The organism is Streptomyces sp. NPDC048001 (genome assembly GCF_043203115.1).
GTDB lineage: Bacteria > Actinomycetota > Actinomycetes > Streptomycetales > Streptomycetaceae > Streptomyces > Streptomyces sanyensis.
Genome location: NZ_JBIDBN010000005.1, coordinates 362,545 through 384,979 on the forward strand (window position 1 = coordinate 362,545; position 22,435 = coordinate 384,979).

15 protein-coding genes are annotated in these 22,435 nt (G+C 72.3%); 11 read left to right on the forward strand and 4 right to left on the reverse strand.

The window, feature by feature from the left end:
* Positions 1-25 precede the first annotated feature (25 nt).
* The 3 genes from ACGF15_RS12030 to tap form a co-directional block, all read right to left on the reverse strand.
* Positions 26-1,177 carry an SMI1/KNR4 family protein gene (locus tag ACGF15_RS12030; protein WP_345609597.1) on the reverse strand — a complete coding sequence of 384 codons (1,152 nt, stop codon included), beginning with the start codon at positions 1,175-1,177 and terminating at the stop codon, positions 26-28.
* A gap of 613 nt (positions 1,178-1,790) precedes the next feature.
* Positions 1,791-2,348, reverse strand: coding sequence for a telomere-protecting terminal protein Tpg (gene tpg / locus ACGF15_RS12035; protein ID WP_362610295.1), 558 nt, complete (start codon positions 2,346-2,348; stop codon positions 1,791-1,793).
* A 12-nt stretch (positions 2,349-2,360) separates the two neighbouring features.
* Positions 2,361-4,592, reverse strand: coding sequence for a telomere-associated protein Tap (tap, locus tag ACGF15_RS12040; RefSeq protein ID WP_392798201.1), 2,232 nt, complete (start codon positions 4,590-4,592; stop codon positions 2,361-2,363).
* A 664-nt stretch (positions 4,593-5,256) separates the two neighbouring features.
* On the opposite strand from tap, the gene ACGF15_RS12045 reads away from it, so the two are divergent.
* The 5 genes from ACGF15_RS12045 (at position 5,257) to ACGF15_RS12065 (ending at position 12,566) form a co-directional block, all read left to right on the forward strand.
* The gene (locus ACGF15_RS12045; RefSeq protein WP_345609591.1) at positions 5,257-5,772 is read left to right on the forward strand and encodes a hypothetical protein; all 516 of its coding nucleotides are present in this window, start codon (positions 5,257-5,259) and stop codon (positions 5,770-5,772) included.
* Positions 5,742-7,169, forward strand: coding sequence for a hypothetical protein (locus tag ACGF15_RS12050; RefSeq protein ID WP_392798204.1), 1,428 nt, complete (start codon positions 5,742-5,744; stop codon positions 7,167-7,169). The genes ACGF15_RS12045 and ACGF15_RS12050 overlap by 31 nt, the downstream gene beginning before the upstream one ends.
* Positions 7,166-8,548 carry a VWA domain-containing protein gene (locus ACGF15_RS12055; protein ID WP_392798207.1) on the forward strand — a complete coding sequence of 461 codons (1,383 nt, stop codon included), beginning with the start codon at positions 7,166-7,168 and terminating at the stop codon, positions 8,546-8,548. Before ACGF15_RS12050 ends, ACGF15_RS12055 begins: the two co-directional genes overlap by 4 nt.
* Before the next feature lie 83 nt (positions 8,549-8,631).
* A complete protein-coding gene (locus tag ACGF15_RS12060) occupies positions 8,632-9,756 on the forward strand; it encodes an AAA family ATPase (RefSeq protein WP_345609585.1) in 1,125 nt (374 codons plus the stop codon).
* Positions 9,753-12,566, forward strand: coding sequence for a hypothetical protein (locus ACGF15_RS12065; protein WP_392798210.1), 2,814 nt, complete (start codon positions 9,753-9,755; stop codon positions 12,564-12,566). Before ACGF15_RS12060 ends, ACGF15_RS12065 begins: the two co-directional genes overlap by 4 nt.
* Before the next feature lie 303 nt (positions 12,567-12,869).
* Here the strand turns inward: ACGF15_RS12065 and ACGF15_RS12070 are convergent, their stop codons facing one another.
* On the reverse strand, positions 12,870-13,892 hold the full coding sequence (locus tag ACGF15_RS12070; RefSeq protein WP_345609581.1) for a LacI family DNA-binding transcriptional regulator: 1,023 nt from the start codon (positions 13,890-13,892) through the stop codon (positions 12,870-12,872).
* 349 nt (positions 13,893-14,241) lie between these two features.
* Between ACGF15_RS12070 and ACGF15_RS12075 the strand changes: the two genes are divergently transcribed.
* From ACGF15_RS12075 to ACGF15_RS12100, 6 genes are all read left to right on the forward strand, one after another.
* A complete protein-coding gene (locus tag ACGF15_RS12075) occupies positions 14,242-15,519 on the forward strand; it encodes an extracellular solute-binding protein (protein ID WP_345609579.1) in 1,278 nt (425 codons plus the stop codon).
* Between the two features lie 21 nt (positions 15,520-15,540).
* Positions 15,541-16,551: a carbohydrate ABC transporter permease gene (locus ACGF15_RS12080; RefSeq protein WP_256522019.1), complete on the forward strand. Its 1,011-nt coding sequence runs from the start codon at positions 15,541-15,543 to the stop codon at positions 16,549-16,551.
* Positions 16,548-17,399: a carbohydrate ABC transporter permease gene (locus ACGF15_RS12085; RefSeq protein WP_345609577.1), complete on the forward strand. Its 852-nt coding sequence runs from the start codon at positions 16,548-16,550 to the stop codon at positions 17,397-17,399. Before ACGF15_RS12080 ends, ACGF15_RS12085 begins: the two co-directional genes overlap by 4 nt.
* Positions 17,400-17,531: 132 nt before the next feature.
* Positions 17,532-19,181, forward strand: a complete 1,650-nt coding sequence (locus ACGF15_RS12090) for a glycoside hydrolase family 13 protein (protein ID WP_345609575.1) — start codon at positions 17,532-17,534, stop codon at positions 19,179-19,181.
* Positions 19,178-20,227, forward strand: coding sequence for a LacI family DNA-binding transcriptional regulator (locus ACGF15_RS12095; protein WP_362610275.1), 1,050 nt, complete (start codon positions 19,178-19,180; stop codon positions 20,225-20,227). Before ACGF15_RS12090 ends, ACGF15_RS12095 begins: the two co-directional genes overlap by 4 nt.
* Before the next feature lie 502 nt (positions 20,228-20,729).
* Positions 20,730-22,427 carry a carbohydrate-binding module family 20 domain-containing protein gene (locus ACGF15_RS12100; protein ID WP_392798215.1) on the forward strand — a complete coding sequence of 566 codons (1,698 nt, stop codon included), beginning with the start codon at positions 20,730-20,732 and terminating at the stop codon, positions 22,425-22,427.
* Positions 22,428-22,435: the final 8 nt, after the last annotated feature.

Below are 22,435 nucleotides of genomic sequence, written 5' to 3' on the forward strand. Positions count from 1 at the left end.
CGGGCGGAACGGGAGACCTCCGGCATCAGTCCTGATCCTGCCCGTACTCGGCCGCGTGCCAGCCGGAGTCGATGGCGGAGTTGCGGAGGGCTCCCCAGAAACGATCGTCGGGTATCGGAGGCAGTGGGGGGCTGCCCAGGTCCGCGTGCAGCTCCGCACGCCAGTCGGCAGTGAGGCGGCTGCGGATCCCCGCGGTCTCGTACACGGACCTGTAGGGGGAGCCCCAGATCCCTTCGACCATCCTCTCTGCCGCCCACCTGCGGTGGTGGTCCCGGCGGCTGTGCGCCTGCTTCAGCACCGCGCGCAGTCGCAGGACGAGCGGGGTGGTCTGTTCCGGCCGTGGTGGGGCTGCACCGCGCTCCACGGCCTCCAGGGCCGACCCGATCTCGGGGTACCTCTCCAGGCCTGTTTCGGCGGCCAGCCTGCGCAGTTGCCTCCGTGCGGCCTCGGCCACCCGCTCACGCGGCAGGACCGCGAGGAGTGCGCCGAGCTCCTCGAGATCGTCCAGGTGGCTCGCGTGCAGGAGGTCCTCGGGGCTGCAGGAAAGGTCCAACTCCGGCAGCCACTCGTCCGGTGCGGGAAGAGGCTCGTCGGCGCTGCCCCACTCCGGGAGGGCAGGGCATGCCCACTCCCAGAACAGCCGGCCGTTGAACGTGACGGCACCCCCGTCCCGGCCGCGTTCGAGCCGGTCGGCCAGCTCTGCCAGATATCCGCCCAGTGAGTCTGCCTGCCCGAAGCCGGTGCCGGTCTCGTCGAAGAACCGTCCGACGGCACCGAAGGAGTTCCGCCCGGGACGGCAGTCGATCAGGAGTCCGTCGGACGTCGCCCCGTAGGAACCGAACTTCACGTATCCGTGGTGCCAGTAGGATGCGGCCTGCTCCTCGTCGAGGTCTTCCGCGCTGTGGCGCATGAACTCGGTGTCCCTCAGGATCCCGGCCACTCCGAGCAGCCGGTCGTCCGTGTCGAACCGGAACGCCTCGGCCCCGTCCACCGCTCCGTTGTGCCGCAGCAGAGACGCGACCAGGTCGGTGGGGAAGACGACCCCCAGCGCCTCCTGCGCCGACGCCACCTCCTCGGGCCCCGCGGGCGGCCGGAGCGTGGCGAAGGTGCGAGGGGCGTGCTCGCGCAGCCACGTGTCGATGCGGTTCCACGCGTCCCGGACCAGGTCGTCTGCCATGGGTCCGACCCTAAGGACGAGCACTGACAGTTCGACGACTGTCCACCGGCTCTCCCATCGACGCTGCCACGCGGCCCCGCCCCCTCGTGTGCAGCTCGCCGGGGTAGCGCTCGGGCTGGCCGAGTGCGGGAACCGCGCGGACGCCGGGCTGCTGCGACCGCCGCTCGCGCACCCGGCGGCCGGGGTGCGGGCGCGAGCGGTGGCAGGGCTGCGGGAACCGGGCTGCGTGGATACGAGCAGTTGCGGCGGCTCCTCGACGCCCCCGGCGCCGGTGTCGTCCGCGAGACCGCCACCGCCCTGCTGCGACCCGGCGACGCGGAGGCGGGCGAGCTGCTCGACCGGAGTCGGCGCCTCTTCAGCGACCACATGCTGCGCCGACGCAAGTGGGACGCGGGGCTGGCCGACTGGGACCGCATCGCGGGCCGGAACCCTGCTCGGCACCCGCCGTCCACGCCCCTGGTGACAGCACGCCCCCTTGGCGACGACCGTCGTGCTGCGGCCCACGGGCTCACTCGCGGCCGGCAGCCTGGCTACGGCAGCCGTTGCGTTCGGCTCGGTGTGATCCGGCTACCCGACCACACTCAGATGACGGCCACCCGGCGGGGTGCGGTCCCTACAGGTCGAACTCCAGGTGCTCCACATCCGTGAGCCGGACCTCCTCCAGGCTGCCGGCCCGTCGGCCGCCGTCCTGGAAGTAGACCTCCCTGAGCCCTTCGGCGGTGATCTCCCTGAGCACCCGCTCGTCGGCACCCGCGGCCCGGGCGTCGAAGAGGCGTGCCGCGTAGCGCGGGGGCAGGGCCACGGTCAGGTGCCGGATACGGGACTCGTCCGTCGACCCGACGGGCGCGGTGTAGCCCATGCGGGCGCGGGTGTCGACCACGATCCCCTCGGTGGTCGCCGCCTTCTGCCGGGCCCGGGCCCGGATCTGCGGCTGCCACCGCGCCTTCACCTCCCGCTCCAGGCGGGCGGCGAGTTCCGGGCGGGGCGTCCTGATCTGGCCCGTGACGTAGCGTTCGACGGTGCGCTGGGAGACCTGCAGCGTCCGGGCGACGGCCCTGGTGCCCTTGAGCTGCTTGACCAGGTAGCGCATCTGCGCACCGGCGCTCTTGGGCACCGGGCGGGTGAAGGCCTTCTGCACCGCGGCGTCCAGGCCGTCCCCGAACAGGCTCATGGTCGCCCTCTCCTACTCTCCGCTGTCGGCGTCGGTGACGGTGCCGTCCTTGATGTACCTGGCGAGGTTGAGCTCCGGCGCGTCGAACCGGTCGCGGACCTCCTCGCCCCACAGCACGCTCTGGCTTCCCTCGTGCTTGACCAGGCCGGGGTTGACGCCGAGCTTGAACCCACCCGGGAGGGGCTTGCCCTCCCGGTAGGGCAGGAAGTCCAGGGGGCTCGGTCCGCCGGCGGCGTAGACGACGCAGTCGGAGAGGATCGCGACCGGGTACTGCCCGGTGAACGCCGCGTGCTTGACGATCTTGCGGTGCAGGTTGATCCGGGTGCGGGAGATGACCGCCGCGCGGATGTCGGGCCGCCAGGTGGGGCGGGTGAGGGCGCGCCACGGCTCGCCGGGGCGCCAGCCCTCGCCGCGGGGCCGTTCGCGCAGCTTGCCCAGGCCGCCCTTCACCGTGGCCTTGATGGCCGTGGTGACGATCGCCAGTTCCGGGTCGCGGTCCTTGTAGCCGTCCATCGCGGCGAGGAAGTCCGCCGGGGCGAGGTCGGCGCCGACACCGAGGTCGGCCATCGTGGCGAGGTAGGCGTCGCGCAGCCGCTGGTACCAGCCGTCCAGGTAGCGGCTGTTCTCGTACCGGACGTACGCCTCCAGCGGCGCGACGTCGTAGCCGAGTTCCACCGCGTAGGCGACGGTGGGCGTCGCGTACCAGGCCGGTCCCTCCGGGCGGTCTCCCTTCGGTGTGAACGGGGAGGGCAGCAGTGAGCCGTCCAGCTCCACCCGCTCCTTGCCGACCTTCACCCTCGACAGGTCGACGTGGGACAGGTCGACCAGCCAGGAGCCGGGCAGCTTCGGGTCGAACGCCGGGGCCTTGAGGTGCGTCGCTTCCCCGAGGCCGACGCTCAACCCGTTCGCGCCCGCGGCGAAGGCCATGTTGACGTCGATGCCGACCAGGTGCCGCAGGGTGCACTCCGCGTCGGTCATCGGCCGCGCCCAGTCGTATGCCTCCTCGAACAGCTTCTCGCCGGGGCCGCGGACGTGGAAGCGGGGCAGGTCCTTGAGGACCGGGTGGCCGTCGGGCACCTCGCACGGCGGCCAGTTCATCAGGTCGACCGGGTCCTTGCCCAGCGAGCCGGGGTTCTGCTCGGAGCGGCGGCGGCCCTCGGAATCCGCCTCGGAGGCGCGGGTCGGCGGGTGCAGCGCGGTCATCAGCTCCAGGCCGGTCACCGCGGTCGAGCCGCGCGGCGTCATCACCCGGGACGCGTACACGCCCAGGACCCGGGCGAGTTCGGCGGGCGGGAGCTGCCCGGCCTCGCCCCAGTGGCGCGGGTCCAGCGCCTGCCAGGACGGGATGCACAGCTGCACGCAGGCCCGCTCAGAACCGGTCGCGGGGCGGTAGATCCGCGCCCAGGGTCCCAACCCGCGCTGCGTCAGCCTCCACTCGGCGCGGGTCAGCTGCCTGACGGCCGTGTGGCCCTCCGGCAGGCGCCCGGCGAGCCGCTCCTCCTCCGTGAGCACGGCCGGGAGGCCGTAGCGCTCCAGCGCGGCGCCGGTGAGCACGAGCAGCGGATCGGCGTCCCTGCCCGGCCGGGACAGCCTCGGTTGACCGATCCTCGCCTCCTTGAGCGTCCACTCCACCAGGGACGGCAGGCTCCGTGCGGGCACGTCCAGGACCAGCCCGCCGGTGCAGTACGCCAGCACCTTCCCGTCCTCGACCCCGACGACCGCCAGCGGCCCGTTCTCGAACCGCGGATCCGCGCCGCCCGCCGGGGCACCGGCCGGGGCCGCCTTCCTCGCGCCCGGGCGGCGCGACGCCGAGGTCGTCGGCCCGGTGGTGCGCGCCGGACGGGCCGCGGCCGTGCCGCTCCGGGGGTCCTCGGGGGCGCTTGCCACCTCCGGCCCGGGCGCCGCAGGCGCCTGCGGCGCCGGTACCTGCGCGGGCGCGGCGCCGGTGGCCGCGTTCTGCAGGGGCACGTCCGGGGCGCGGACCACCTCTTCCGGGGCTGCGGGGTACAGCTCCGCGAGCTGCTTCAGCAGCCGCGCGTACGCCTCGCGCTCCGGCCCGCGCGGCTCGGTCGGCTTCCTCACGGACTCCCAGCCCGACACGGTGGCCCGCCGCACCTTCAACGCCGCGGCGACTTCCTCCAGCGTCAGGCCGTGCGCGATACGCAGCCGCTTGCGCTCCTCGGGCGGAGGCAGCGGAGAGCGGGACGCGACCAGCGCGTCGACCGCATCGAACAACTCGGACATGCCACACCTCCCCACCGCACCCTACGTCATCAACCGTACGGCAGGCGTTCCTTCCGCGTACGGAACCCGTACGCGGCGTGGCGCGGGAGTGCGGAACGACCCACACGAGCGGAACGGGCACGCGGAACGAGCACGAGGGAGAGCGCACCCCGTGGCGCGGCTGTGCCGCGTGTGGACGAGCAACGGATGGCACAGGAAGACGTCCCCCCGGGGACCCGGGGACCCGGTGGCGAGGGCGGGCGGCCGGCGCGCGGGCGCCGCCTCCAGGCCGGGCGCGAGGACCGGCCCGGTCGCCCCCTCCTCCCCGTACTCCTCCAGCACCTTGGGCGCCTCGGGATGCGAGCCGACCCTGATCCTCGTCGGGGCGTCCTCTGCGCCGGCCTCGCTGAACAGAACAGCATCAGCGGTGCCCGGCCCCGGGAGCGCAGATTGGTGGACACCGGCTCCCGCCCTCCGGCCGGGAGTTCCCGGGCAGGGGCCGCCGGTGGGTGGGGCCCTGTGCGCAGAAGGGGTGCGCGCCGCCCCTCGGGGCTGTCCTGGCGGCAGCCCGAACGATTGTCGTACCGGTGCTGTGGACGGGCGGGGGCCGTTGTCAGTGGCCGGGGATACCTTCGTTCGTGTTCCGCCGGGGTGGCTGGAACACCCCCTTTTCTTTGCCCTACGTATGGGAGTTGACGTGGTGTCGGTCTGGGAGAAGTCGAGCACGGCGCGGGTGGTGGCGCCCGCTCGGCCGCGGAAGCTGGCCAAGGTGCCGTTCGTCGAGCTGGCCGACGGCCGGTTGCAGGGAGTCGTCTCCAGCGGCTCGGACATAGGCCGCGTCTATGTCTCGTCGATCTCCGCCGGGACGTACGCCTTCGCCTGCAGCACCAACAACAACCGCCCGTGCGGCGGTGCCCGGGGCACCTTCTGCAACCACCTCCGCGCCCTGGTCACCGAGGCGGTCCTCCAGTACGGCGCCGAGCGCGTCGCCCGGTACCTGAAGGTCGAGACGGCCCCCGAGCCCGACGCCGCCGCCCTCCTCGGGACCATGACCCGGACACGGCCCGCCCAGGGCGACACCTCGGCGGCGGCACCCGTCTTCAGCCGCTTCCTGCGCCACCTGGCCTACCTCGAACTCCCCCCGACCACCGCGCCGCTGCCCGAGATGCAGTGGTTCCCGACCACGAGGGCGGCTGCCTGATGCGCACCGACCTGCTCGGCGAACCGATCGAGGGCCTCGACGAGGCGCTCGCCGCGGTGGACGCCTTCGACGCAGTGCTCACCGACGGTCTGCTGCGGCCCCGCCCCGCCCAGGCCGAGGGGCTCGACCGGCTCGCCGAGGCCGTCACCGGCACCCCGCTGGCCGCCCGGGCCGCCGAGGCCGCCGGCAAGGCGGCCGCCGGAGCCGCCGGTGAGGAGCACTTCCTCGCTCTGGCCGCCGCCCGTGCCGCGCTGCTCGGTTCCGTCCACGACGCACTCGCCACCCGTGTCGACGAAGCCACCGGCCGCCCCGCGCCCGCAGAGGCACCGGAGCGGCAGGATCCCGGCCCGGAGCCCGCGTCCAACCTGTCGGCCGCGGCCCGCAGCTGGCTGTGCGACCTGGCCCGCAGCGGCTGGCGGGGCCTGGACCACGACCTCGCCGCCGGAGCGGCGCCGGTCGTCTCCGCGATGCTGCCCGACACCCTGCTGCGCCGCCAGGCCGCCCTCCTCGACGGTTTCGCCGCCGAACTGGCCGCGTCCTGCCCCGGCGCGACGCTGGAGCGCGTCCCGGAGCGCCGCTGGGCCGACCTGTGGATGCGGTCCCTGCTGCTGACGCTGCCCGGTGCGGCCCCCGCTCCCGCGACGACGCCGGCCACCGGGCGCCTGCTGCCGCTGGGAGTCGACCTCCAGGAGCACGCCACCGCCGTCCAGGCCCAGGTGCACGCCGTGTTCGAACCGGCGGACGGCGGTGCGCCCCGCCTGGTCCGCGCCGCCGCATCCGCGCCCAAGCCCGACACGGTGGTCGGCGCGGGCCTGTGGCAACTGCTCCGGCCGCATCTGTCCCTTCTCGCCGCCGCGGGAGAGGGCCGTTCGATGGAGCTCGACGCCATGCCCCTCACCGGCGAGGGCGACCTGCTGTGGGACGAGGCACATGCCCGCCCCGCGGACGAGGCCGACCCCTTCGCCACCGCCCGGGTGGTACTGCCCGCCTCGACCTCGGCGGCGACCGCCCCGCTCGACCGGCACCCGGTCCGCATCGCCGTCCCGATCCTGCTGGAGGGGTACGCGGTCCGCGCGGAGGAGGACGGCCCGGCCGCGCTCGAACTCGCCGGACACCCCCTGACCGTCGACGGGGACCGCCTCCCCGCCGCCGGACCGCTGACCGCCGAGACGGTGGCCCGGTCCCGTGCCTGCATCGGGCTCCTGCGGTGGGACGCCGGGCGGTTCACCGTCCAGCCTCTCGCGGTGGAGACGGTGGTCCGGAAGAAGGCCGTCGCCGTCCACGCCGGGGCATGGGCGGGGGGCACCGCGGACAAGGCGGGAATCCGGGCCGAGAAGGCGGCCACCGATGCCGTAGCCGGTCTGAGGGAACGAGCCGGAAGGCTGCTGCGCACATGACCGAGCACTCCACGGAGCACGCCGGCCCCCGGCCGGACGGGGCGCCGAGCGCACCGGACCCGCACGACAACCGGCGCCAGGTCCTGTACTGGCGCCTGCTGTCCAGGCTCTTCGACCCGGAGGAGCACCAGACGCTGGAGTCGGCCAGTCTCGCCGTCGTCGAGGACATCGGCCTGCCGCCCGCCCTGCTCGACCCCGGCACCTCCGTCGACTCGGTCGTCCAGCGGCATCCGGAGCTGGCCGACGCCTTCGACGGACTGATGGCGCCCGAGGCCGAGCCGGACGGCGGCCGCGACCGCGCCGCGGAGGTCCGCAGGGCGGCCCTCGCCTCCAAGGTCCTGCTCAATGTGTTCGCCACCGGCTCGGGCACCGTCACCGCCGACCGCCTGGCCCGCTGGCAGTCCGACGCGGGCTGGTTGGAGAGGGCTCTCGGCTCCCGCCCCGGGGCCCTGCGGGCCGGCCGGGCCGCGGCCGCGGGCGGCGAAGACGGCCTCGGAGGCGAGCTGGGATCCATCGAAGCCGACCTGGTGGCCCGCATGCATCTGCGGGAGGTGCTGGCCGACCCCCGGCTGTCCGCGCGCCTGACGCCCAGCATGTCCCTGATCGAGCAGCTCCTCCGGGACAAGGGCAACCTCTCCGGGGTCGCCCTCGCCAACGCCAAGTCCCTCATCCGCCGCTACGTGGACGAGGTGGCCGAGGTCCTGCGCACCCAGGTCGAGAAGGCCACGGCAGGCGAGCTGGACCGCTCGGTCCCGCCCAAGCGCGTCTTCCGCAACCTCGACCTCGACCGCACCATCTGGAAGAACCTCACCAACTGGAGCCCGGAGGAGGAGCGCCTCTACGTCGACCGCCTCTACTACCGGCACACCGTCCGCAGGACGACGCCCCAGCGGCTGATCGTAGTGGTGGACCAGTCCGGGTCCATGGTCGACTCCATGGTCAACTGCACCATCCTCGCCTCGATCTTCGCCGGCCTGCCCAAGGTGGACGTCCATCTGATCGCCTACGACACCCGGGCCATCGACCTCACCCCCTGGGTGAACGACCCCTTCGACGTGCTGCTGCGCACCAAACTGGGCGGCGGCAACGACGGCCCGGTGGCCATGGCCATGGCCCGGCCGAAGATCGCCGAACCGAAGAACACCGTCATGGTCTGGATCTCGGACTTCTACGAGTTCGACCGGTCCCAGCCGCTGTTCGAGGGCATCGAGGCGGTCCACCGCTCCGGCGCGAAGTTCATTCCCGTCGGCTCCGTGACCAGCTCCGGGCGCCAGGAGGTCAACCCCTGGTTCCGGGAGCGGTTCAAGGCCCTCGGCACACCGGTGGTCTCCGGCCACATCGACAAGCTCGTCCACGAGCTCAAGACCTTCCTCACCTGAGGGCCCGCCTCCGCGGCGACCCGGCCCCCAACGGGCCCCGCCCACCGCGCCCCGCCCACGAACCCACCCGAAAGGCCCTTCCCATGTCCGACCTGCTGCGCGCTCCCGCCGAGATCAAGTACGCCGAGGAGCTCGACTGGCTGGAGTCGATCGACGACGGCCCCAAGCCCTTCTCCTGGCGGCTGTCCCCGAAGATGGTCCGTCTGTTCATCCTCGGCTCCGAGCGCTCCGACGGTCTCGAGCGGGAGGTCTCCCAGAAGTGGTTCGGCGACCGCAGCTTCGTCGAGCGCTCCATCGTCACCCTCGCCTCCGACCGCGGCCTGCTGCTCATCGGCGACCCCGGCACCGGCAAGAGCTGGCTGGCCGAGCTCCTGTCCGCTGCGATCTGCCGGAACTCCACCCTCGTCGTGCAGGGCACGGCCGGCACCACCGAGGACCACATCAAGTACTCGTGGAACGTGTCGATGGTCATCGCCAAGGGCCAGTCCCGGGAGTCGATGATCCCCTCGCCGATCATGACCGCCATGGAGGGCGGGTCCATCGGCCGCTTCGAGGAGCTCACCCGCTCCACCAGCGACGTCCAGGACGCGCTCATCTCCGTGCTCTCCGAGAAGTACATCTCCGTCCCGGAGCTGGAGAGCGACGGCGGCGGGGACAACATCGTCTTCGCCAAGCCCGGGTTCTCGGTGATCGCCACCGCCAACAGCCGCGACCGCGGCGTCAACGACCTCTCCTCCGCCCTCAAGCGCCGCTTCAACTTCGTCCGCATCCCGGTCGTCACCAACAAGAAGAGCGAGGCGGAGATCGTCCGCTTCCGCACCGAGGAACTGCTGCGCCGCCACGCGATCGACCTGGACGTTCCGCCCACCCTGCTGGACGTCCTGCTCCAGAGCTTCGCCGACCTGCGTGCCACCTCCGCCGCGGCGGGGAGCGACGACGAGAAGCTGGAGTCCGCGCTCTCCACGGCCGAGCAGATCGGCGTTCTGGAGGACGCCGTGCTGCACAGCACCTTCTTCGGCGAGCGCACCCTGACCGCCCGTACTCTCGCCGCCTCTCTCGTCGGCTCGCTCACCCGCCGGGAGCCGGAGGACCTGGCCATCCTGAACAAGTACCTGCACGGCGTGGTCGAGCCGCGCAGCAAGGAGAAGGGGGGCTCCTGGCCGGAGTTCCTGGAGGGCGGCCGCGACGCGATCGCCACGCTCTCGTGAGCGCCCAGGACCCGACCCCGTTCGGCGCGCTCCGGGAGCAACTGCACCAGGCGGCCGAGGTCTTCGCCGGAGGACGGGACGCCCTGGAGGGCATCCTCCTCGGGATGGTCGACGACGTGGACCGTGCGGTGAACGAACCGCTGGAGATCTTCCCGGTCTGCCACCACTCGCCCGCCTCCGCCATGGCCATGGCCCGCCGCCTGCGCGAGAAGCAGCCCAAGGTCGTGTACCTGGAGCTGTGCGAGGACATGGCGCCGCTGCTCAACGAACTGCGCAACTGCCGCCTCCCGGTGGCGGTCCAGGCCTTCGCCAGCGAGATCGACGGCTTCCCGGCCGAGTGGGCCCCGCTGTCGGTCGTCGCCCCGATCACCGAGGCCTCCGCCGAGTACCAGGCCATCGCCTACGCCCTGGACACCCCCGGTGTGGAACTCGTCCTGGTGGACCGCTCCTCGGACCACGTCTTCCAGTGGGACGCCCTCGGGCAGCAGCCCGAGGAGCCCCGTGAGCAGCGGGCGGCCGACGCGGAGGCGTCGGAGGAGGGGCGCCCGGCGGAGTCCGGGGCGGCGCTGCACGGCGAGGCCGTCGGCATCGAGATCGGTGACCTGCGGCCCCGTTTCGCCGAACTGGAGGAGCACCTGCTGCGCCACGGCAAGGTGCGTCACTGGTCGGAGTGGTGGCACCAGTACGTGGAGGTGCCGCTCGGCGACGGCGACCACGACACCTACCGCCAGGTGATGTTCCTCATCGGCAGCCTGTTCCGCCGGCTCGCACCGGGCGACGGGGGCCGGGTCCGGGTCGACGAGGAGCGCGAGCGGTACATGTGGACGCGGATGCGCCACCACCTGGCCGCCGGGTCCATCGACCCGGCCGACTGCCTCTACGTCTGCGGCGCCTTCCACGCGGCCAGCCGCGTCGAGGAGTTCGGGGTGGCCGGCTCGGACACCTACCGGATCGCGCCGCCGAGCGGGACCACCTGGCAGCACGGGCTCATCCCCTCCAGCCACGCGGCCATCGAGTCCCAGTTCGGTCTCGCCTCGGGATCGGTCTCCATCGCGGCGACGCAGTGGGCCAAGAACCTCAAGCGCACCCGAGTGAGGCCCTACCGGCTCGCGGGGCAGGCGGGCACGGCGGGACCTCGCGCCGGGAAGGGGGCCGCCGTACCGGTCCCCGCCCCGCAGCCACCGTTCGAGGACCGTCTCTCGGGGTTCCTGCGCAGACCGCCGGTGATCGACACACTGGACGAGGCCGAACTGCTCGGCTGGTCGGTGGACATCGTCCGGGCGGCCCGCCGCAACGGCTACCTCGCCTCCACCGCGGACGCCATCGCCGTCTTCGAGACCTCCATCCTCCTGGCCGGGATGCGGGACCGGGCCAAGCCCACCCCGTACGACTTCCAGGACGCCGCGGTGACCTGCATCGAGAAGGACGGTGTTCCCGGTCGACGGGACGTCGCCCGCCTCGTGGAGATCATGATGGGGGGCGACCGGATCGGCCGGGTCGGCTACGACGCCCTGCCTCCGCTCGCCCGGGACGTGCACGACCGCCTCGCCCCGCTCGGTCTGAAGATGGAGCAGCGCGGAGTGAAACGGGCACTGCTGGACCTGATGGGCAGTCCGGAACTCCGGCCCTGCTCCGACGTGCTGTGGATGCTGCGCCGCCTTCTGCCGCCGGGGGCGGCCCGTCCGATCATGGGCGAGCGCCGACTCGGCGAACGGTCCCTCCAGGAGTCCTGGGACCTGGCACTGGGCACCCACCAGCGGGCCCTGATCGAGCTGGGGTACGAGGGCGTGAGTATCGAACAGGTCCTGGAGCAGCGGCTGCGGCGCACCGCCTACGGTCCCCGTGCCACCGCGGCCGAGGTACTGGGCGCGGTCGAGGACGCGGTGCTGTACCTGGGCAGCCGGCGCCTCGCCGACGAGCTGGGCACCCGTGCCCTGGAGGTGCTGGCCGCGGAGCGCAGCGTCGACGGAGCACCGGAGGTGCTGCGCCGGGTGCGTCGGCTGCTGGCCTACTACCGCACTGCGGAACCCGAGCTGCCGTCGTGGATCGAGTCCTTCGTCAGGGCCGGCTACGCCCACTACTGCACCCTGCTGCCCACCGCCTTCACCGAAGAGGACGCCACCGTCCGCCAGGTGGCGGCGATGCTCGGCTTCCTGTTCGGGATGGAGTCCCTGGCGCTCTCGCTCGGCTGCGACCGCTCCCAGCTGGAGTTGGCGGTGGCGCAGTCGCACCCCCTGGAGCCGTCCAGAACGGCCCTGCTGTGGGCCGCCCAGGTGCAGCTGGGGACGGTCTCCCGCGAGGAACTGCGCACCCGCTGCGACGACATGCTCGGCAATCCGCTGGTCGTGCCCGCCTTCCCCCGCTACCTCAGCGGCTTCGTCCACGCCCTGGAGCCCGTACCGGCGCTGACGGACCTCGTGGTGGAGATGGTGTCGAACGCGTTCGGGAGGCTGCCCGACCCGGTCCTGCTGCCGTGGCTGCCGACGCTCATCACCACGCTCAAGGGCGGTGGCGCCGAACTCGCACCGCTGCTGATACGCGAGGCGGGGAGGATCTTCCCCGGGCGCCTGGCGGCACTGGACGCCTGGACTCCGCCGTGGCGTGCCGAGCAGGCGCCTCGCGCGGAACGGTCTGCGCGGGGCGCCGCCGGGGCCGCTCTGCTGGCGGAGCACCCCACGGCGTGCGACGCCCTGGCGGGACTGCTGGGCTGCGACGGAGGCTGGACCACGCCGCAGAGCGGCGGAGCGGTCCTGCCGGCCCGCCACCCGTCGACGGCCACCGCGCTGGCGCAGTTGCTCGCCGCCGGATGACCGGGCTGCCGGGCGGGAGCCGATCGGCCGGGGGTTCTTCCGCTCCCGCCCGGCACCGGCCGCGCCGCCCGGAGGGAAGCGTTCCCGGTACCGCCACAACTTCCGTGGCGACTCCCCGGGTGCCCCGGCCGCCAGGCGCGAGGGAGGACCGGCACCGCCGGCAGCCGCCGGTCCCTGGGCCGGACCGGCTCCCCGGGCGGGACCGGCTCCCCGGGCGGGACCGGCTCCCCGGGCGGGACCGGCGACAGCGCGGCCGGTGCCGCGGAGGTCGCCGCGCCCCGCCGGGGAGGGACGGGACCGCCCTCAGCGCCCCTCGGGAGCCGAGGCCGTGGACCCCCGTACGACCAGCTCCGGCATGAAGACGAACTCGCTGTGCGGGGCGGGGGTGCCCCCTATCTCCTCCAGCAGGGCCCGCACCGCGGCCTGCCCCATGGCCTGCACGGGCTGCCGGACGGTCGTCAGCGGGGGATCGGTGAAGGCTATGAGCGGCGAGTCGTCGAAGCCGACCACCGAGACCTCCGCCGGAACCCGCAGCCCCTGCTGCCGTGCCGCCCGCACGGCGCCCAGCGCCATCATGTCGCTCGCGCACACCACCGCCGTGCAGCCCCGGGCGATGAGCGCGGCCGCGGCCGCCTGGCCGCCCTCCAGGGTGTAGAGCGAGTGCTGGACCAGGGCCTGCGCCTCCTCCTCGGTCAGCCCGAAGCGCTCCGCCATCGCCTGCTGGAAGCCCTCGATCTTCCGCAGCACGGGCACGAAGCGCCGCGGCCCGACGGCCAGCCCGATCCGGGAGTGCCCGAGCGAGGCCAGGTGCCCCACCGCCAGGTGCATGGCCGCCCGGTCGTCGGGGGAGACGAACGGCGCCTGCACCGCCGGGGAGAAGCCGTTGACGAGGACGTGCGGTACGCCCTGGGCGCGCAGCCGGTCGTAGCGCCCGGTGTCGGCGGTGGTGTCGGCGTGCAGTCCGGAGACGAAGATGATCCCGGCGACGCCGCGGTCGACCAGCATCTCGGTCAGCTCGTCCTCGGTGGAGCCGCCGGGGGTCTGCGTCGCGAGGACGGGGGTGTACCCCTGGCGGGTCAGCGCCTGGCCGATCACCTGCGCGAGCGCGGGGAAGATCGGGTTGTCCAGTTCGGGGGTTATCAGTCCGACCAGCCCGGCGCTGCTGCGGCGCAGCCGGACAGGCCGCTCGTAGCCCAGCACGTCGAGTGCGGCGAGAACGGACTCGCGGGTGGCCGCGGCCACACCGGGCTTGCCGTTGAGCACGCGGCTGACTGTGGCTTCACTGACCCCCGCCTGGGCTGCGATGTCGGCGAGCCGCGCGGTCATGGAAGGGGACTGTACCGGGCGGTGGGTGAATTGCCCACCAGGTGCGTGATCGGTGCGTTCGTCCGCACCCGGCGAGAGGCTCGTCACAGCGCTGCAAAGTCTTGCGGAGGTCTTGCCGAACTCTTGCGGGTGCAGGCACCCTGGTTCCGCCGCAGTGTCAAGCGAATGAACGGCAACTCTCCAGACACGCGGATGTAACGATCCCCCTGGCTTGCAGAAAGTTGCCGCAAGGTCTTTCCGATGGTTTTCAGCCCTGTTACGTTCCTGGCAACCCGGCACCGCGAGGAAGCGGACGGCGGGAGGCCAGGTCTGAGCCCCCGCCCTTCCGGGCTTCACTGAAGGAGTTCACATGCGGCGTGGCATAGCGGCCACCGCTCTGGTCGCGGCACTGGCCGTGTCGGCGACGGCGTGCGGTGGGGACAACGGCGGCGAGAGCGGCGGCAAGAGCGCGGGCGGCGAGCTCAGCGGCACCGTCACCTGGTGGGACACCTCCACGGTCGGCAGCGAGGACAAGGTCTTCAAGAAGATCGCCGAGGACTTCACCAAGCTCCACCCCGAGGTGAAGGTCAACTACGTCAACGTCCCGTTCGGTGAGGCGCAGAACAAGTTCAAGAACGCCGCCCAGGCGGGTTCCGGCGCTCCGGACGTGATCCGCTCGGAGGTCGCCTGGACCCCCGAGTTCGCCGACCTGGGCTACCTCGCCCCGCTCGACGGCACCTCCGCGCTGAAGGAGGAGAAGGACTTCCTTCCGCAGGCCGCGGCGTCCACCAAGTACGACGGCAAGACCTACGCGGTGCCGCAGGTCATCGACTCCATGGGCGTCTTCTACAACAAGAAGATCTTCAAGGAGGCCGGCGTCGAGGTCCCCACGACCATCGACGAGCTGAAGACCGTCGCCACCGCCATCAAGGACAAGACCGGCAAGACCGGCCTCTACCTCCGCGGTGACGACGCCTACTGGTTCCTGTCCTTCCTCTACGGCGAGGGCGGCGACCTGGTCGACGCGGAGAAGAAGCAGGTCACCGTCGACGGCGAGGCCGGCGTCAAGGCGATGAAGGTCGTCAAGGACCTGGTGGACTCCAAGGCCGCGATCACCGACGCCACCAACGGCTGGGACAACATGCAGGCGTCCTTCAAGGACGGCAAGGTCGCCATGATGATCAACGGCCCCTGGGCCGTGACGGACACCTACGCCGGCGCCGAGTTCGCCGACAAGTCCAACCTCGGCATCGCCCCCGTCCCGGCCGGCTCCGCCGGTCAGGGCGCCCCGCAGGGAGGCCACAACCTGGCCGTCTACGCGGGCTCCGGGAACCTGGAGGCCTCCTACGCCTTCACCGAGTACATGACCTCCGCCGAGACCCAGGCCAAGGTCGCCAAGGAGCTCAGCCTGCTCCCCACCCGCAACTCGGTCTACTCCCAGCCCGGCGTCGCCTCCAACGAGATCGTCGGCTTCTTCCGCCCGGTCGTCGACAAGGCGGTCGAGCGCCCCTGGATCCCCGAGACCGGCTCCCTCTTCGCCCCGCTCCAGACCGAGTACACCAAGGTCCTGACGGGCCAGACCACGCCGGAGAACGGCGCCAAGGCGACCGCCGAGGAGTACCGCAAGCTCCTCAAGGACTGGAAGTAACCGAGGAAGGTTGACCGGCTGATGGCTGTGGACACCAGCAGCCAGACGGTGGCGAAGGCCGCGGGCGAGAGCGCCCGCGGCCGGAGCCGCCGTGCTGGCAGGCCCGCGGGGAAGCTCCGCCGTTCCCTCTCCACGCACTGGTACGCGTGGGCGATGGTCGCCCCGGTGACGATCGTGATCGCCGTGATCATCGGATACCCCCTGCTGCGGGGCGTCTACCTGTCGCTCACCGACGCCACCGAGCGCAACGTCGCCCGGACCATCGGCGTCAACGAGATCCCCGCGACCTACGAGTTCGTGGGCCTGGACAACTACGCGGCGGCCCTGTCCAGCAGCCAGTTCTTCGACACCCTCGGCTGGACCGTGGTGTGGACGGTCTGCTGTGTGGGCGTCACCTTCGTGCTGGGACTCGTCCTGGCGAACATGCTCAACCGCCGCATCGCCGGCCGCTCGCTCTACCGCATGATGATCATCCTGCCGTGGGCCGTGCCCGGCTTCGTCTCGGTCTTCGCCTGGCGCTTCCTCTACGACGAGCGCCGCGGCCTGCTCAACCAGATCCTCGGCGGGGCCGGCATCGACGCGGTGCCCTGGCTCAACGACCCGACCTGGGCGAAGCTCGCCGTCATCACGGTCAACGTCTGGCTGGGCGTCCCGTTCATGATGGTCGCGCTCCTCGGCGGCCTGCAGTCCATCCCCGGCGAGCTCTACGAGGCGGCCGAGATGGACGGGGCCAACGCCTGGCAGCGGTTCCGCAACATCACCCTCCCCGGTCTCCGCTCGGTCAGCACCACGGTCGTGCTGCTCAGCACCATCTGGACCTTCAACATGTTCCCGGTGATCTTCCTCCTCACCCGGGGCGGCCCCGGCGAGGCGACGCAGATCCTCGTCACCCAGGCGTACCGGTTCTCCTTCGAGATCAGCCCCCGGGACTTCGCCCAGTCCTCCACGTGGGGCGTGCTGATCCTGGTGCTCCTGATGCTCGTCGCCGCAGCCTACCGGCGGGCCCTTCGCAAGCAGGGAGAAGTCTGGTGACCACCGCAGTCGACACCCCCCGCCGCGGGCGGCGCACCCCGCTCGCCTCGCTCGGTCTGCACGGCGGCCTGCTGCTGGCCTCCGCGATCGCCGTGTTCCCCGTCGTGTGGGTGCTGCTCACCTCGCTCAAGCCGGCGAAGTACGCGACCACCACGGACTTCGTCAAGGAGACGACCCTCGAGAACTACACCGGGCTGCTCAGCGACACCCCGTTCCTCACCTGGTTCGGGAACTCGCTGGTCGTCGCGGGCCTCACCACCCTCCTCGGCGTGGTCATCGCCGCCACCACCGGATACGCCGTCAGCCGCTTCCGCTTCCCGGGCAAGCGGGGGCTGATGTGGACGCTGCTGATCACGCAGATGTTCCCGGTCGCCGTCCTCATCGTGCCGATCTACAACATCATGTCGTCCATCGGCCTGCTCAACCACGCGGCCGGCCTGATCATCACCTACCTGACCATCGCCGTGCCCTTCTGCGCCTGGATGATGAAGGGCTTCTTCGACACCATCCCCCTGGAGATCGACGAGTCGGGCCAGGTGGACGGCCTCACCCCGTTCGGCACCTTCTGGCGGCTCATCCTGCCGCTCGCCAAGCCGGGCATCGCCGTGACGGCCTTCTACTCGTTCATCACCGCCTGGGGAGAGGTCGCCTACGCCTCCGCCTTCATGGTCGGCGACGAGAACATGACCCTTGCGGGCGGGCTCCAGAAGTTCGTCAACCAGTACGGCGCCCAGTGGGGGCCGATGACCGCCGCCTCGGTGCTCATCGCCATCCCGGCGATGATCGTGTTCCTCTTCGCCCAGCGGCACCTGGTGACCGGCATGTCGGCCGGCGCCGTGAAGGGCTAGACCGTGAGCGGCCGTTCCGTGAACCGGCACGTCCGCCGCGACCACGACCACCCGCGCGTATGAAGCCGCGGCGCCGGTCCCGGCCTGTACCCGGACCGGCGCCGCACCCACCCCATGACTTCCAGGGATGACATGACCCAGCACCTTGCCGCCCCCGCCGCCCCCACCTCCGGCACGGACACGGGCTGGTGGCGCGACGCGGTGATCTACCAGGTCTACCCGCGCAGCTTCGCCGACGGAAACGGCGACGGCATGGGCGATCTGGAGGGCATCCGCAGCCGGCTGCCGTACCTGCGCGACCTCGGCGTCGACGCCGTGTGGCTCAGCCCCTTCTATGCGTCCCCCCAGGCAGACGCCGGATACGACGTCGCCGACTACCGCGCCATCGACCCCATGTTCGGCAACCTCCTGGACGCCGACGCCCTCATCCGCGAGGGCCACGCCCTCGGGCTGAGGATCATCGTCGACCTGGTGCCCAACCACTCCTCCGACCAGCACGAGTGGTTCCAGCGCGCCCTGCGCGAGGGTCCCGGCTCCCCGCTCAGGGAGCGCTACCACTTCCGCCCCGGCAAGGGCCCCGGCGGCGCACTGCCCCCGAACGACTGGGAGTCCATCTTCGGCGGCCCGGCCTGGACCCGGGTCGAGGACGGCGAGTGGTACCTGCACCTCTTCGCCCCCGAGCAGCCCGACTTCAACTGGGAGCACCCGGCCGTCCACGACGAGTTCCGCTCCATCCTGCGCTTCTGGCTGGACATGGGGGTCGACGGCTTCCGGGTGGACGTCGCCCACGGCCTGGTCAAGGCCCCCGGCCTCCCCGACATCGGGCGGCACGACCAGCTGAAGCTGCTCGGCAACGACGTCATGCCCTTCTTCGACCAGGACGGCGTCCACGAGGTCTACCGTTCCTGGCGCCGGGTGCTGTCCGAGTACGGCGACGAGCGCATCCTGGTCGCGGAGGCATGGACGCCGACGGTGGAGCGCACCGCCCACTACGTCCGCCCCGACGAGATGCACCAGGCGTTCAACTTCCAGTACCTGGGAACCCACTGGGACGCGGCCGAACTGCGCGCCGTCATCGACCAGTCCCTCGCCGCGATGCGCCCGGTCGGAGCCCCCGCGACCTGGGTGCTCTCCAACCACGACGTGACCCGCCACGCCACCCGCTTCGCCAACCCGCCCGGCCTCGGCACCCAGCTCCGCGAGCCCGGCGACCGCGAACTCGGCCTGCGCCGGGCCCGCGCCGCGACCCTGCTGGCCCTCGCCCTTCCGGGCTCCCTCTACCTCTACCAGGGCGAGGAACTCGGCCTCCCGGACGTCACCGACCTGCCCGACGAGGTCCGCCAGGACCCGTCCTTCTGGCGCGCCAGCGGCCAGGACGGCTACCGCGACGGCTGCCGGGTCCCGATCCCGTGGACCTGTGAGGGGACCTCCTACGGCTTCGGCAGCGGCGGCAGCTGGCTGCCGCAGCCCGCGCAGTGGGGTGCGCTGAGCGTGGCGGCCCAGACCGGGGACCCCCACTCCACCCTGGAGCTCTACCGCAGCGCCCTGGCCGTCCGCCGGGCCCAGCCGGGCCTGGGCGCAGGCTCCTCGGTGACCTGGCTGGACGCCCCCGAGGGGGTGCTGGCCTTCGCCCGTGAGGGCTTCGTGTGCCTGGCCAACACCACCGGGGAGCCGGTCCGCTTCCCCGCCCCCGGGCGGATGCTGCTCGCCAACGAGGACGTCGCCGTCGAGGAGGGTGAGGCCGTGGTGCCCGCCGACACCACCGTGTGGTGGGCCGTATGACGGTGGTGCCGCCCCGGGGCAGCAGCGTCCTCGCCCCGAGGCTCGCCGACCTGGCGCTCCAGGCGCAGGTCAGCGAGGCCACCGTCAGCCGGGTCCTCAACGGCAAGGCGGGCGTGGCCGCGGCCACCCGGCACCGGGTGCTCGCCGCGCTCGACGTGCTCGGGTACGAGCGCCCGGTGCGGCTGCGCCAGCGCAGCGCCGGGCTCGTCGGCCTGATCACGCCCGAGCTGACGAACCCGATCTTCCCGGCGTTCGCCCAGGTCATCGAGCAGGCCCTGGCGGGACACGGCTACACGCCGGTGCTGTGCACCCAGTCACCCGGCGGCTGTACGGAGGACGAGCTCGTCGAGCAGTTGGAGCAGCGAGGGGTCACCGGCATCGTCTTCCTCTGCGGACTCCATTCGGACACCACGGCGGACCCGTCCCGCTACCTCAAACTTGCCCAGGAGGGCGTGCCGTTCGTCCTGATCAACGGGTACAACGAGGCCGTGCCCGCCCCCGTCGTCTCGCCCGACGACCGGGCCGCGGCGCGGATGGCCGTGCGCCACCTGGTGGAGCTGGGCCACGAGCGCATCGGCCTGGCCATCGGACCCACCCGCTTCGTGCCCTCCCAGCGCAAGGCCGAGGGCTTCGTCGAGGCGCTGGTGTCCCTGCTGGGGGTCGGCGAGCAGGAGGCGGGGAGCCTCGTCCAGCGCACGCTGTTCTCCGTCGAGGGCGGCCAGGCAGCCGCCGGGCTGCTGCTCGACCAGGGGTGTACCGGCATCTTCTGCGGCAGCGACATGATGGCCCTCGGGGCGATCAGGGCGGCGCGCGAACGGGGTCTCGACGTACCCCGCGACGTCTCGGTGATCGGCTTCGACGACTCGCCGCTGATCGCCTTCACCAACCCGCCGCTCACCACGGTGCGGCAGCCCGTGCACGCCATGGCGACGGCCGCGGTCGGCGCGCTGACCGAGGAGATCGAGGGAAACCCGGTCCAGCGCACGGAGTTCGTCTTCCAGCCGGAGCTGGTGGTGCGCGGCTCCACCGGGGCCCCGCGCCGCTGAGGGGCGCCGGACCCCGGCGGCACCCCGCGCCTCCCGGGCCCCGTGCCCGCCCGACACCGGGCGGGCACGGGGCTTTGCCGCGTGTGCGGGGCTTTCCTGCAGCTGCGCCGGGCAGCCGGAAGGGCGAACAGGCCATCGCGCGGCTGCGGGCTGAGCCGGCCGGTGCGTACCGGTGGACCGGCCCGGCCGGCCGGGCGCGTGGGACACGGTACGGACCGGGCCCTCCGGCCGGCCGGACCGGAGTCGCCGTTGAACGTAACACCGCCGCAATGACTTGCGAAAGAGTTTGCGAAGACGGAACTTCCCTGTGTGCGCGGTGACATGAAGCATCCGGTCGAGACCGGTTCGAAGGCTTGACCGGGTCGCTACCGGGTCGTACGGTCACGTCCGCAACAAGTTTCAGACTTCTTGCGCAACACCTCTCATGTGGCCTTGCGGGCATGGCGCGTTGCCGTACGAGGCTTCCCTCGCATCCGCACCTCCCCGACCGCAGGAGGACAGAATGGCCGGAAGAACCGCGGCCGCAGCGCTCGCCGTCGTGGCGGCAGCCGCCGCCGCCGTCACGGCTCCCCCCACCCCCGCCGTGGCCGCCCCGCCCGGCACCAAGGACGTCACCGCGGTGATGTTCGAATGGACCTTCCCCTCCGTCGCCCGCGCCTGCACCGATGTACTGGGTCCCGCGGGCTACGGCTTCGTGCAGGTGTCGCCCCCGCAGGAGCACATCCAGGGCAGCCAGTGGTGGACGTCCTACCAGCCCGTCAGCTACCGGATCGCCGGGCGCCTCGGCGACCGCGCCGCCTTCGCGGCGATGGTCGACAGCTGCCACGCCGCCGGGGTGAAGGTCGTCGCGGACGCCGTGGTGAACCACATGGCGGCGGGCGACGGCACCGGCACCGGGGGATCCCCGTACACCAAGTACGGCTACCCGGGGATCTACTCCGCACCCGACTTCGACAACTGCACCAGCCAGGTCGTCGACTACCGGAACCGCTTCAACGTCCAGGAGTGCGAACTGGTCGGCCTCGCCGACCTGGACACCGGCGAGGAGTACGTCCGCGACCGGATCGCGGCCTACCTCGACGACCTGCGCTCGCTCGGGGTGGACGGCTTCCGCATCGACGCCTCCAAGCACATGGCCGCGGCCGACCTCGCGGCCGTCAAGTCCCGGCTGACCGACCCGGGGGTCCACTGGAAGCACGAGGCCATCCACGGCGAGGGCGAGGCCGTCTCCCCGTCCGAGTACCTGGGCAGCGGCGACGTCCAGGAGTTCCGCTACGCCCGGGCCCTGAAGCAGGTCTTCCGCAACGAGGACCTCGCCCATCTGAAGAACTTCGGCACCGCCTGGGGCTTCATGGACTCGGCGAAGTCCGCCGTGTTCGTCGCCAACCACGACACCGAGCGCGGTGGCGACACCCTCACCTACAAGGACGGCTCCGCCTACACCCTGGCCCATGTCTTCATGCTGGCCTGGCCCTACGGCTCACCGGACGTGCACTCCGGATACGAGTTCACCGACCACGACGCCGGCCCGCCGAACGGCGGCCGGGTGGACGCCTGCTACCGCGACGGCTGGAAGTGCCAGCACGCCTGGCGCGAGATCTCCTCCATGGTCGCCTTCCGCAACACCGCGCACGGGCGGGGCGTCACCGACTGGTGGGACGACGGCGGCGACCGGATCGCCTTCGGGCGCGGCGACCGGGCCTATGTGGCGATCAACCACGACGGCTCCGCCTTCACCCGCACCTTCCAGACCTCGCTGCCCTCCGGCGCCTACTGCGACGTGCAGAGCGGGCGGAGCATCACGGTCGACGGCTCGGGACGCTTCACGGCCACCCTTGCCGCCGGGACCGCCGTGGCGCTGCACGCGGGCGCCCGCAGCTGCTCCGGGGGCACCGACCCCGAGCCCGTCGCCGCCGCGTCCTTCGCGGTGAACGCCACCACCGTCTGGGGCCAGAACATCTACGTCACCGGCGACCGCGCCGAACTCGGCGGCTGGAACCCGGACGCGGCGCTGAAACTCGACCCCGCCGACTACCCCGTGTGGAAGCGGGAGGTGAGCCTCCCGGCCGGAACGGCCTTCGCCTACAAGTACCTCCGCAAGGACCAGTCCGGGAACGTCACCTGGGAGAGCGGCGCCAACCGCACCGCGACCGTCCCCGCCGGCGGCACCCTCACCCTGAACGACCTCTGGCGGCCCTGACCGCCGCC